This window comes from Clavibacter sp. B3I6 (genome assembly GCF_030816895.1).
Taxonomy (GTDB): domain Bacteria; phylum Actinomycetota; class Actinomycetes; order Actinomycetales; family Microbacteriaceae; genus Clavibacter.
This window is the reverse complement of record NZ_JAUSYL010000001.1, coordinates 238,799-251,621: the sequence shown is the minus strand read 5'-3', so window position 1 is coordinate 251,621 and position 12,823 is coordinate 238,799. Positions and strand designations below refer to the sequence as shown.

Annotated in this window: 6 protein-coding genes, 1 tRNA gene and 1 pseudogene; 2 read left to right on the top strand and 6 right to left on the bottom strand. The window is 71.1% G+C overall.

Annotated elements, in window-relative coordinates:
- Positions 1 to 6: 6 nt before the first annotated feature.
- Positions 7 to 2,691, bottom strand: a complete 2,685-nt coding sequence (gene polA / locus QFZ62_RS01175) for a DNA polymerase I (RefSeq protein ID WP_307500939.1) — start codon at positions 2,689 to 2,691, stop codon at positions 7 to 9.
- Between the two features lie 53 nt (positions 2,692 to 2,744).
- On the opposite strand from polA, the gene QFZ62_RS01170 reads away from it, so the two are divergent.
- Positions 2,745 to 3,179 carry a PaaI family thioesterase gene (locus QFZ62_RS01170; RefSeq protein ID WP_307500938.1) on the top strand — a complete coding sequence of 145 codons (435 nt, stop codon included), beginning with the start codon at positions 2,745 to 2,747 and terminating at the stop codon, positions 3,177 to 3,179.
- A gap of 54 nt (positions 3,180 to 3,233) precedes the next feature.
- Here the strand turns inward: QFZ62_RS01170 and QFZ62_RS01165 are convergent, their stop codons facing one another.
- Positions 3,234 to 3,842 carry an ANTAR domain-containing response regulator gene (locus tag QFZ62_RS01165; protein ID WP_307500937.1) on the bottom strand — a complete coding sequence of 203 codons (609 nt, stop codon included), beginning with the start codon at positions 3,840 to 3,842 and terminating at the stop codon, positions 3,234 to 3,236.
- 86 nt (positions 3,843 to 3,928) lie between these two features.
- Between QFZ62_RS01165 and QFZ62_RS01160 the strand changes: the two genes are divergently transcribed.
- Positions 3,929 to 4,011 (top strand) — tRNA-Leu (locus QFZ62_RS01160).
- Positions 4,012 to 4,104: 93 nt separating this feature from the next.
- On the opposite strand, the gene pyk is transcribed toward QFZ62_RS01160, so the two are convergent.
- The 4 genes and pseudogenes from pyk to lgt all read right to left on the bottom strand — a co-directional run bounded on the left by pyk (position 4,105) and on the right by lgt (position 12,779).
- Positions 4,105 to 5,550 (bottom strand): pyruvate kinase, encoded by a 1,446-nt coding sequence (pyk, locus tag QFZ62_RS01155; protein ID WP_307500936.1) that lies wholly within the window; start codon positions 5,548 to 5,550, stop codon positions 4,105 to 4,107.
- 79 nt (positions 5,551 to 5,629) lie between these two features.
- A complete protein-coding gene (locus QFZ62_RS01150) occupies positions 5,630 to 7,087 on the bottom strand; it encodes a glutamate synthase subunit beta (protein ID WP_307500935.1) in 1,458 nt (485 codons plus the stop codon).
- A pseudogene (gene gltB, locus QFZ62_RS01145) lies at positions 7,080 to 11,655 on the bottom strand (glutamate synthase large subunit). The gene QFZ62_RS01150 and the pseudogene gltB overlap by 8 nt, the downstream one beginning before the upstream one ends.
- Positions 11,656 to 11,756: 101 nt before the next feature.
- The gene (lgt, locus tag QFZ62_RS01140; protein ID WP_307500934.1) at positions 11,757 to 12,779 is read right to left on the bottom strand and encodes a prolipoprotein diacylglyceryl transferase; all 1,023 of its coding nucleotides are present in this window, start codon (positions 12,777 to 12,779) and stop codon (positions 11,757 to 11,759) included.
- Between the last annotated feature and the right edge of the window lie 44 nt (positions 12,780 to 12,823).

Below are 12,823 nucleotides of genomic sequence, written 5' to 3'. Positions count from 1 at the left end.
CGCCGGTCAGTGGGCGGCGGCGGCCCACGAGTCGCCGCGGCCCACCTGGACCTCGAGCGGCACCCGGAGGTCGGCCGCGTGCGCCATGCGGTCGGTGACGATCTCCTCGAGCGCGTCCCACTCGCCCGCGGCGGCCTCGAGGATGAGCTCGTCGTGCACCTGCAGGAGCATGCGCGAGGCCATGCCGCGCTCGCGCATGTCGGCCTCGATGCGGATCATCGCGATCTTCATGATGTCGGCGGCCGACCCCTGGATGGGCGCGTTGAGGGCGGCGCGCTCGGCGTTGTCGCGGAGCACGCGGTTGGGGCTAGTGAGGTCGGGGAACGGGCGGCGGCGGCCGAAGATGGTCTCGGTGTACCCGGCCGCGCGCGCCTCCTCCACGACCTGGCGCAGGTAGTCGCGCACGGAGCCGAAGCGCGCGAAGTAGTCGGTCATGAGCTGCTTCGCCTCGGACGACGGGATGCGCAGCTGCTTCGACAGCCCGAACGCGCTCAGCCCGTACGCGAGGCCGTAGCTCATGGCCTTGACCTTGGTGCGCATCTCGGGGCTCACGTCGGCCGGGTCGACGCCGAAGATCCGGGAGCCGACGAACCGGTGCAGGTCCTCCCCCGCTGCGAACGCCTCGATGAGGCCCTCGTCGCCCGACAGGTGCGCCATGATCCGCATCTCGATCTGCGAGTAGTCGGCGGTGAGGAGCGTCTCGTACCCCTCGCCCACGCGGATGGCGCTGCGGATGCGCCGGCCCTCCTCGGTGCGGACGGGGATGTTCTGCAGGTTCGGGTCGTTGGAGGAGATGCGGCCGGTGGTCGTGCCGGTCTGCACGTACGTGGTGTGGATCCGCTCGTCGTCGCCGATGCCGCGCTCGAGCGTCTGGATGATCTGGCGCAGCTTGCTCGCGTCGCGGTGCTCGAGGAGCAGGTCGAGGAACGGGTGGGGGTTCGACGCCTGCAGGTCGGCGAGGGCGCCCGCGTCCGTGGAGAAGCCCGTCTTGTTGGCGCGCGTCTTCGGCATGCCGAGCTGGTCGAAGAGGACCTCCTGCAGCTGCTTGGGCGAGCCGAGGTTGATCTCCTTGCCGATCTCCGCGAAGGCGCGGTCGGCGAGGTCGGTGATGCGCTCCAGCAGCTGCGCCGACAGCTCGGCGAGCCCCGCCCGGTCGGTCGCGACGCCGCGCAGCTCCATCTCGACGAGGACGAGGAGCGTGGGCATCTCGATGTCGACGAGGACCCCGAGGGTCCGCTCGTCGAGCACCTCGCGGAGCGCGTGCTCGACGCGCAGCGTGTACCAGGCCTCGACGGGCGCGGTGAGCGCCTCGGTCTCGGGCACGAGCTGGTTGGCGTCGGGCTCGGGCAGGTCCTCGAGGAGGTAGCGGCTGACGAGCGCGGCGAGCGTCTTGTCGGTGAACCCCGGCCGCAGGAGCCAGCCGGCGACCAGCACGTCGAAGGCGAGGCCGGAGAACGCGAGGCCGGCGCGGCGCACGGCCTTCACCTGCACCTTGGCGTCCGACATGATCTTGGGCGCGTCGCTCGCGAGCCACCGCTCGAAGGGCGCGTAGTCGGCGCGGCCCTCCTGCCACGGCAGGGTGACCGCCTCGGTCGCGCTCGCGAGGCCGAACCCGACGGGCTTCCCGTCCTGCGTCTCGACCGTGAGGCCGAGGCCGTGCGGCGAGGCGGCGCTCTGCGTGCGGATCCACTTCTCCAGCTCCTCGTCGAGGAGCTGCTGCGCCTTCGGTGCGGCGGGCGCCGTGGACGGCTCCTGCTCGAGCGCGCCGACGGGCGTGCCCTCGCTCGACGCGGAGGCACCGGATCCCTCGAGCTTCAGCACCCGCTCGAGCAGCTGCTTGAACTCGAGCACCGCGAACACCTCGCGGAGCGCGGGCTCGTCGATGGGCTTGCGCTCGAGGTCCGCCGGACCGAGGGGCAGCTCCACGTCCGTGAGGAGGCGGTTGAGGCGGCGGTTGCGGAGGACGTTCTCGTACTGCGCCCGCAGGTTGTCGCCGACCTTGCCGGTGATCTCGTCGCGGTGCTCGATGACCGCGTCGAGCGAGCCGAACTGGTTCAGCCACTTCACCGCGGTCTTCGGCCCGACCTTGTCGACGCCGATGAGGTTGTCGCTCGTCTCCCCCACGAGCGCGGCGATGTCCGGGTACATCTCGGGCTGCACGCCGTACTTCTCGAACACCTTCTCGGCGTCGTAGCGGGTGAGCTGCGAGACGCCCTGCGTCGACGGGTAGAGCAGCGTGACGTCGTCGTTGACGAGCTGGATGGCGTCGCGGTCGCCCGAGACGACCAGCACCCGGAAGCCCTGCTCGCGACCCTGCGTGGCGAGCGTCGCGAGGATGTCGTCCGCCTCGTGGTCCTCCTTGGTGAGGGTGGGGATGTTCATGGTCTTGAGCGCGCGCTCGAGCAGCGGCACCTGGCCGGTGAACTCCGCCGGCGTCTCGCCGCGCGTGCCCTTGTACTCCGGGTACTCGCGCGTGCGGAACGAGAAGCGCGAGATGTCGAACGCGACGCCGACGTGCGTGGGCTTCTCCTTCTGCAGGAGGTTGATGAGCATCGCGATGAATCCGTGCACGGCGTTCGTGTGCTGCCCCTCGCGGTTCTGGAAGCTCTCCGCCGGCAGGGCGTAGAAGGCCCGGAACGCGAGGGAATGGCCGTCGATGACGAGGAGGGTAGGCTTTTCCGTGTTCGGCACGGGTCCAGCCTATCGAGGGCTCCCGACCTCGGACCCGGCCTCGGAGGATCCCCATGACCCAGCCCGCACCGGAGGACGAGACGCCGGACCGCCGGCTCCGGCAGCCCCAGGACGTGGGCGCGCTCGCCGAGAAGATGGGCATCGTCTTCCAGGAGCTCAGCCCCGAGCGGGCGGTCGCCACCATGCCGGCCGAGGGCAACACGCAGCCCTACGGCGTCGTGCACGGCGGCGCCTACGTCGTGCTCGCGGAGTCGCTCGGATCCATGGCCGCGAACGTGCACGCGGGGCCCGATCGCGTGGCCTTCGGCATCGAGCTCAACGCCAGCCACACGCGGAGCGCGTCGTCCGGCACGGTGACCGGCACCTGCACGGCGATCCACCTCGGCGGCACGCTGACGACGCACGAGATCGTGCTGACCGACGACGAGGGACGGCGGCTCTCCACCGTGCGCATCACGAACATCATCCGCGAGCGCTCACGACGCTGAGGACGATCCGCGGCGTGGGCACGCCGCGCGACGGCCCGCGTGACGCCGCGGCGGCTAGGGCTTCTTGGCGCTCAGCTGCTCGATGATGGCCTGGGCCACGTCGTGCATGGTGAGGCGGCGGTCCATGGACGCCTTCTGGATCCAGCGGAACGCCTCGGGCTCGGTGAGCCCCATCTTCTCGTTGAGCAGGCCCTTGGCCCGGTCGACGAGCTTGCGCGTCTCGAAGCGCTCGACGAGGTCGGACACCTCGGCCTCGAGCGTGATGATCTGGGCGTAGCGGGCCAGCGCGATCTCGATCGCCGGCAGGAGGTCGTTGGGCGTGAACGGCTTGACGACGTAGGCCAGCGCACCCGCCTCGCCCGCGCGCTCGACGAGCTCCTTCTGGCTGAAGGCGGTGAGGAGGACGACCGGCGCGATGTGGTTGCGGTTCAGCCGCTCGGCCGCGGAGATGCCGTCGAGCTGGGGCATCTTGACGTCCATGATGACGAGGTCCGGACGCAGCTCCGTGGCCAGCGCGACGGCGGTCTCGCCATCCCCGGCCTCGCCGACGACCTCGAAGCCGTTGTCGCGGAGGGTCTCGACGATGTCCAGGCGGATGAGCGACTCGTCCTCGGCGACGACGACACGGCGGGGGGCGGCGGGGGCTGTTTCCTGGTCACTCACGGATAGGAGCCTACGGTATCGTCGGGCGGGCCGGTGCGCGGCGGATCCGCGGGGTTGCCCGCCGGACCGCGGTCGCACCGAGGTGCGCCGGATTGGCGGAATGGCAGACGCGGGGCACTCAAAATGCTCTGTCCGTGAGGGCGTGTGGGTTCGAGTCCCACATCCGGCACCGGTCCGCGAGGACACGCGAGAGGGCGGGCGACCCGCGTGGTCGCCCGCCCTCTCGTGCTCCCGCGGGGGGCGCTGCCCCCGCGGTGACGCGCTACTTCTCGTATGCGGGAGCCGCCTCGTTCACGGCGTCGCCGACGACGTGGACGCGCAGCTCGTTCGTCGAGCCCGCGATGCCGGGAGGGGACCCGGCGATGACGACGACCTTCTGGCCGACCTCGGCGAGGCCCTCGGCGAGGAGGACGTCGTCGACCTGGTGGAACATCTGGTCGGTGTGCGTGACCGGCTCGACGAGGTAGGACTGCACGCCCCACGACAGCGCCAGGCGACGGCGGATGCCCTCGTTCGGCGTGAAGGCGAGGATCGGGATGCCGTTGCGCAGGCGCGTCATGCGGCGGACGGAGTCGCCCGACTCGGTGAAGACGCAGAGGAACTTGGCCTCGACGAACTCGGCCACCTCGGCGGCCGCGAGCGTGATGGCGCCGCCCTGCGTGAAGGGGCGCGAGCCGAGGGCGGGGATGCGCTCCAGCCCGTGCTCCTCGGTGGACTCGATGATGCGCGCCATGGTCTTCACGGTGACGACCGGGAACTCGCCCACGCTCGTCTCGCCGCTCAGCATGAGCGCGTCGGCGCCGTCGAGGACGGCGTTGGCGCAGTCAGAGGCCTCGGCGCGCGTCGGGCGCGGGCTCGTGATCATCGACTCGAGCATCTGCGTGGCGACGATGACGGGCTTCGCCTTGCGGCGGGCGAGCTCGACGGCGCGCTTCTGCACGATCGGCACGGCCTCGAGCGGCAGCTCGACGCCGAGGTCGCCGCGGGCGACCATGATCGCGTCGAACGCGTCGACGATCTCCTCGAGCGCGTCGACGGCCTGCGGCTTCTCGACCTTGGCGACGACGGGGACGCGGCGGCCCTCTTCGTCCATGATCTCGTGCACCCGGACGATGTCGGACGCGTCGCGCACGAAGCTCAGGGCGATGAGGTCGGCGCCGAGTCGGAGGCCCCAGCGGAGGTCGGCCTCGTCCTTCTCGGAGAGGGCGGGCACGTTGACCGCGACGCCCGGGAGGTTGATGCCCTTGTTGTTGCTGACCGTGCCGGCGACCTCGACCGTGGTCGTGACGCGCGTGCCGTCGGTGGAGACCACGCGCAGCGTGACCTTGCCGTCGTCGATGAGGAGCGGGTCGCCCGCCTTCACGTCGCCCGGGAGGCCCTTGTAGGTGGTGGAGCAGATGTCCTTCGTGCCGAGGATGTCCTCGACGGTGATGACGAACGTGTCGCCGAAGGCCAGGTCGTGCGGGCCGTCGGAGAACTTGCCGAGGCGGATCTTCGGACCCTGCAGGTCGACGAGGACCGCGACCGCGCGACCCGCGTCGTCGGCGGCCTTCCGGATGGTGGAGTAGATGCCCTCGTGGACGTCGTAGGTTCCGTGGCTCAGGTTCATCCGGGCCACGTCCACGCCGGCGTCGATGATGGCGCGGATGCTCTCATAGGAGCTGGTCGCGGGCCCGAGGGTCGCGACGATCTTCGCTCGTCTGGTCATGCTCTGTCTGTCTCGCGTTTCTGCGTCGCACACGGACGCGGTTCGGGTGAGGGCCGCGCACGCGTGCGCGGCGGCCGGGTCAGATGGAGAGAGCGCGGTCCGTGGGACGGACCGGGAACGGGAGCTCCGTGTCCCCCTCAAGGTACCGGTCGACGGCGGACGCCGCTGAACGTCCCTCCGCGATGGCCCAGACGATGAGCGACTGCCCGCGACCCGCGTCGCCGGCGACGAACACGCCGGGCTGGTCGGTCTGGAAGTCCTCGTCGCGCGCCACGTTGCCGCGGTCGTCGAACGGGACCGCGAGCTGCGACTCCAGGGCGTCCCTCTCGGGACCGGTGAAGCCGAGCGCGAGCAGCACGAGGTCGGCCGGGATCTCCCGCTCGGTGCCCGACTTCGGCACGCGTCGGCCGTCGCGGAACTCGGTCTCGGCGACGCGGACGGCGCGCACGTGCCCGTCGTCGTCCTTCAGGAACTCGACCGTGGACGCGAGGTAGTGGCGCTCGCCGCCCTCCTCGTGCGCGCTCGACACCTCGAAGAGGGTCGGGTACGTCGGCCACGGCTGGTTCGCCTGGCGCTCCGACGGCGGCTGCTGGCCGATGGCGAGGTTGGTGACGGAGGCCGCCTTCTGGCGGTGCGCGGTGCCGATGCAGTCCGCGCCGGTGTCGCCGCCGCCGAGGACGACGACGTGCTTGCCCTCCGCGTGGATCTGCCCGGGCACCTGGTCGCCCGCGGTCGCGTGGTTCGACTGGCGGAGGTAGTCCATGGCGAAGTGCACGCCGTCGACGTCGCGACCCGGGATGTCGAGGTCGCGGGGCACGAGCGCGCCCGTGCAGACGACGACCGCGTCGTAGCGGAGGCGCAGGTCGGACCAGGTGATGTCCGTGCCGATGTCGACGCCGGCGCGGAAGCGCGTGCCCTCCGCGGTCATCTGCGCGAGGCGCGCCTCGAGGTGGCGCTTCTCCATCTTGAAGTCCGGGATGCCGTAGCGCAGCAGGCCGCCGATGCGGTCGTCGCGCTCGAACACGGCGACCGTGTGGCCGGCGCGCGTGAGCTGCTGGGCGGCGGCCAGGCCGGCGGGACCGGATCCGACGACCGCCACGGTCTTGCCCGTGAGGCGCTCGGGCGGGTGCGGCTCGACCCAGCCGTTCTGGAAGGCGTCGTCGATGATCGACACCTCGACCTGCTTGATGGTCACGGGCGGCTGGTTGATGCCGAGCACGCACGAGCTCTCGCAGGGCGCCGGGCACAGCCGTCCCGTGAACTCGGGGAAGTTGTTCGTCGCGTGCAGGCGCTCGATGGCCTGGCGGCCCTCGCCGCGCCACGTGAGGTCGTTCCACTCCGGGATCAGGTTGCCGAGGGGGCAGCCCTGGTGGCAGAACGGGATGCCGCAGTCCATGCACCGGCCGGCCTGGCGCACGAGCTCGCCGCGCTCCTGCTGCTCGTACACCTCCTTCCAGTCCATGAGCCGGACCGAGACGGGTCGGCGCTTGGGGAGCTCGCGCTCCGTCACCTTGAGGAAGCCCTTGGGGTCAGCCACCGGTCACCTCCAGGATGCGCTTCCAGGCGACGTCGCCGTCGGGGTCGATGCCCTCGTCCACCGCGGTCTGGCGGGTGGCGAGGACGGCCGCGTAGTCCCGCGGCAGGATCTTGGTGAAGCGTTCCATGGAGGTCTCCGGGTCGGCGAGCAGGCGCTCGGCCACGGTCGAGCCGGTCTCGGCGAGGTGCCGGCGGAGCAGGTCGAGCACGATCTCCGCGTCGGCGCCGCCGAGGGGGTGGAGCTCGAGCTCGCCCGACGCGAGCGCGTCGGTGTTGATGCGGTCGCGGTCGAGGTCGATCACGTAGGCGGTGCCGCCCGACATGCCCGCGCCGATGTTCCGGCCGGTGCCGCCGAGCACGAGCGCGAGCCCGCCGGTCATGTACTCGAGGGCGTGGTCGCCCACGGCCTCGACGACCGCGGTCGCGCCGGAGTTGCGGACGAGGAACCGCTCCCCCACCATGCCGCGGATGAACATGGTGCCCTGGGTGGCGCCGTAGCCGATGACGTTGCCCGCGATGACGTTCTCCTCCGCGGGGAAGCCGGCCCCTCGCGTCGGGGCGGACGACGATGTCGCCGCCCGACAGGCCCTTGCCCAGGTAGTCGTTGCTGTCGCCGACGAGGCGCAGCGTGATCCCCGCGGGCACGAAGGCCCCGAAGGACTGGCCGGCGGAGCCGCGCAGCGTGACGTCGATGGATCCCGTCGGCAGCCCGTCCTCGCCGTGGCCCTTGGTGACCAGGTGCCCGAGCATCGTGCCGACCGCGCGCGCCGTGTTCCGCACGGGCAGGTCGATCTCGACCCGGCCGCCGTGCTCGAGCACGTCGCGGCTCAGGCGGATGAGCTCGTTGTCGAAGTGGTCCTCGAGCTCGTGGTCCTGGGAGCGGGCGTGCTTCATCGGCTCGCCCTCCGCGAACGTCGGGCCCACGAGGATCGGCGAGAGGTCGAGGCCCGACGCCTTCCAATGGTCGACCGCGTCCTCGACGCCCAGCAGGTCGTTGCGGCCCACGATCTCGTCGAGCGAGCGGTAGCCGAGCGCCGCGAGGTGCTCGCGCACCTCCTGCGCGATGAACTCGAAGAAGTTGACGACGTGCTCCGCCTTGCCCGGGAAGCGCTTGCGCAGCTCCGGGTTCTGCGTGGCGACGCCGACGGGGCAGGTGTCGAGGTGGCAGACGCGCATCATGATGCAGCCGGAGACCACCAGCGGCGCCGTCGCGAAGCCGAACTCCTCGGCCCCGAGCAGCGCGCCGACGATGACGTCGCGGCCGGACTTCATCTGCCCGTCGACCTGCACGACCACGCGGTCGCGCATGCCGTTGAGGCGGAGGGTCTGCTGCGTCTCGGCGAGGCCCAGCTCCCACGGGGTGCCCGCGTGCTTGAGCGAGTTCACCGGGCTCGCGCCCGTGCCGCCGTCGTGGCCGGAGACGAGGATCACGTCGCTCAGCGCCTTCGCGACGCCCGCCGCGACCGCGCCGATGCCCGACTGGCTGACGAGCTTCGTGTGGATCCGGGCGGACGGGTTCGCGCGCTTCAGGTCGAAGATCAGCTGCTTGAGGTCCTCGATCGAGTAGATGTCGTGGTGCGGCGGCGGCGAGATGAGGCCGACGCCCGCGGTCGCGTGGCGCGTCCGGGCCACCCACGGGTAGACCTTGCCGGGTGGCAGCTGCCCGCCCTCGCCGGGCTTGGCGCCCTGCGCGAGCTTGATCTGGATGTCGTCGGCGTGCGTGAGGTACATGCTCGTGACGCCGAAGCGCCCGGACGCGACCTGCTTGATGGCGCTGCGGCGCTCGGGGTCGAGCAGGCGCTCCACGTTCTCGCCGCCCTCGCCCGTGTTCGACTTCGCGCCGAGGCGGTTCATCGCGATCGCGAGCGTCTCGTGCGCCTCCTCGGAGATCGAGCCGTAGCTCATCGCGCCCGTGGAGAAGCGCTTGACGATGTCGGAGATGGACTCCACCTCGTCGAGCGGCACCGCGGGGCGCGTGCCGGTCTTGAGGTGGAACATGCCGCGCAGCGTCATGAGGTCCTTCGACTGCGCGTCGACCATGGACGTGTACTCGCGGAAGATGTCGTACCGGCGCATGCGGGTGGCGTGCTGCAGCCGGAAGATCGTGTCCGGGTTGAAGAGGTGCGGGGACCCGTCGCGGCGCCACTGGTACTCGCCGCCCGTCTGCAGGCGCTCGTGCGAGAGCACCGCGCCGTCGGTCGGGTAGGCGCTGCGGTGGCGCGCGGCGTTCTCGGCCGCGATGACGTCGATGCCGACGCCGCCGAGGCGCGTGGTGGTGCCCGAGAAGTACTGGTCCACCAGCTCCTGCGACAGGCCCACCGCCTCGAAGCACTGCGCGCCGGCGTACGACGCCACCGTGGAGATGCCCATCTTGGACATGATCTTCAGCACGCCCTTGCCGAGCCCCTTGATGAGGTTCCGCGTGGCCTTCTCCGGCGTCACGCCCGTAAGCATGCCGCTGCGGACGAGCTCCTCGCAGGACTCCATGGCCAGGTACGGGTTGACCGCCGAGGCGCCGTAGCCGATGAGCAGCGCGATGTGGTGCACCTCGCGCACGTCGCCGGCCTCGACCACGAGGCCGACCTTCATGCGGGTCTGCTTGCGGATGAGGTGGTGGTGCACGGCCGCGATCATCAGGAGCGACGGGATGGGCGCGAGGTCCCGGTTGGAGTCGCGGTCCGAGAGCACGATGAACTGCGCGCCGTGCTCGATGGCGCGGTCGACCTCGTCGCACATGGCGTCGATCCGCTTCTGCATGGCGAGCGGGCCGTCGTCGACGCGGTACAGGCCGCTGACCATCGTGGTGGTGCTGCTCCCGGGGCGGTGGTCGATGTGGATGACCTTCGCGAGCTCGTCGTTGTCGATGACCGGGAAGTCGAGCACGACCTGCTTGGTGTGCTCGGGGCCGGCGTCGAGGAGGTTCCGCTGCGGCCCGAGGCCCTGGCGGAGGCTGGTGACGACCTCCTCGCGGATGGAGTCGAGCGGCGGGTTCGTGACCTGCGCGAACTGCTGGGTGAAGTAGTCGAACAGCAGGCGCGGGCGCTGCGAGAGGACGGCGATGGGCGTGTCGGAGCCCATGGCGCCGAGGGGCTCCGCGCCGACCTTCGCCATGGGCATGAGGAGCATCCGCACCTCCTCCTCCGTGTAGCCGAAGGTGCGCTGGCGGCGGACGACGGACGCGGGCGTGTGCACGATGTGCTCGCGCTCCGGCAGGTCCTGGAGGTGGATGCGGTTCTCGAGCCACTCCCCCCACGGCGCGCTGGCCGCGAGCTGGGACTTGATCTCGTCGTCCTCGATGATCCGGCCGGCCTCGGTGTCGACGAGGAACATCTTGCCGGGGCGCAGGCGGCCCTTGCGCGCGATGCGCGCCGGGTCGATCTCGAGCACGCCGATCTCGCTGCCGAGCACCACGAGCCCGTCGTGCGTGACGAGGTAGCGGCCGGGGCGCAGCCCGTTCCGGTCGAGCGTGGCGCCGACGAGCGTGCCGTCGGTGAAGGTGAGCGCGGCGGGGCCGTCCCACGGCTCCATGACCATGGAGTGGTACTCGTAGAAGTCGCGGCGGACGGGGTCGATGTCCGTCTGCTTCTCCCACGCCTCGGGGACCATCATCATCATCGCGTGCGGGAGGCTGCGGCCGCTGAGGCTGAGGAGCTCCAGCACCTCGTCGAAGGACGCCGAGTCGCTGGCCCCGGGCGTGACGATGGGCAGCAGCGGGGAGAGGTCGCCGAGGAGCTCCGACTCCAGCTGGGACTGGCGGGCGCGCATCCAGTTGCGGTTGCCCGCGACCGTGTTGATCTCGCCGTTGTGCGCCATCATCCGCAGCGGCTGCGCGAGCGGCCACGACGGGAACGTGTTCGTCGAGTACCGGGAGTGCACGATGGCGAGCTTGGAGGCGAACCGCTCGTCGGAGAGGTCCGGGTAGAAGGGCTCCAGCTGCAGCGTCGTGACCATGCCCTTGTAGACGAGCGTGCGCGAGGACAGCGAGATGAAGTACGCGCCGAGCTCCCGCTCCGCGCGCTTGCGGAGGCGGAAGGCCAGGCGGTCGAGGACGAGGCCCGCGGGGCGCTCGAAGGAGGACTCCGGGGCGTCCGAGGCGAGGAACAGCTGACGGAACGCGGGCATGGCCTTGCGGGCCAGGTTGCCCAGGTGCGTCGCGTCCACGGGGACCTCGCGCCACCCGAGCACGCGCAGGCGCTCGTCGCCGGCGAGGCGCTCGATGCCCGCCTGGAGCTCCTCGCGCTCCGCGTCGTCCGTGGGGAGGAACGCCATGCCGACCGCGTACTCCCCCATGGGCGGCAGGTCGAAGCCGACCACGCCGCGGAGGAACTCGTCCGGGATCTGGGTCATGATGCCGGCGCCGTCGCCGGTGCCCGCGTCGGAGCCGATGGCTCCGCGGTGCTCGAGGTTCCGGAGCGCGTCGAGCGCGTTCACGATGATGTCGTGCCCGGGGGTGCCGCGCAGGGTGGCCACCATGGCCAGGCCGCACGCGTCCTTCTCGAACGCGGGGTCGTAGAGGCCCTGCTTCGCGGGGAACGCGCCGCCGGGAGGGGAGGTGGAGGAGAACGCCATGGGAACCGTCCTAGATGCACTGCGGAGGGACGTCGCTGGCCCTGTGGTGGGGACCGCCTCGCAGGAGGAGACGGTGACCGCGGGGGTGCCCGCGCTGGGGACTAGGCGCCGCGTCCGCTTGTGGCGGGGAGAGCGTGGGAGTCCGACCCGGTGGATGTCCGATCGGCGTCGCCGTCGGTGAAATCCGAATCCGTGTACACCGATGCTACCTCGCCGTCGCGGCCCGCCTTCACGCGCCCGCTTACGTCCTCCGGGGTGCGGCCCGGGAGGTACGGGCTCGGCTCGCTGCCGACGTGGCGGCGGGTCTGCACGATGAACAGGACGAGGCCGATCGCGACGGCGAGGAACGCGGCCCACACGTTGGTGCGGATGCCGAGGAGGATCTCGCTCGGGTCGATGCGGATGGACTCGAACACCATGCGCCCGAGGCCGTACCACATGAGGTAGACGGCGAGGCCGCGCCCCCACTGCAGGCGGACCGCGCGCCCGAGGGCGATGATGAGGATCGCGCCCGCCACGTTCCAGACGATCTCGTAGAGGAACGTGGGGTGGAAGAGCGTGCCGGCGGGGAGGCCGGCCGGGAACGCGGCGTTGGTCGGGTCGACCTCGAGGCCCCACGGGAGGGTCGTCGGCGTGCCGAACAGCTCCTGGTTGAAGTAGTTGCCCATGCGACCGGCGGCCTGGGCGAGGAGGAGACCCGGGGCCAGCGCGTCGGCGAAGGTCCAGAAGCGGACGCCCGTCCACTTGGAGCCGAGCCACACGCCGACGGCGCCGCCGATGAGCGCGCCGAAGATGGCGATGCCGCCCTCCCACACGAACAGGACGCGCCAGGGGTTCGCACCGTCGTAGAAGTAGTCGCCCGGATGGGTGAGCACGTGGAAGGCGCGGGCGCCGACGATGCCGAGGACGAGCGCGCACAGCGTGAAGTCGATGGTCACCCATCGCTCGGCGCCGCGCTGGGTGAGCCGGTGGTTCGTGAGGAACGCCGCGATGACGATGCCGATGAGGATGCACACCGCGTAGGCGTGGATGACGAAGGTGAGCGGGAGGTCGATGCCGAAGCCCTGGAGCCACGCCGTGACGTCGAACCGGGTGTCGGACGGATCCGGGCTGGGGATGCTCATCGGGGCGTACAACGGATGGCGCTCACTTTCGCAGGGGGATCGGC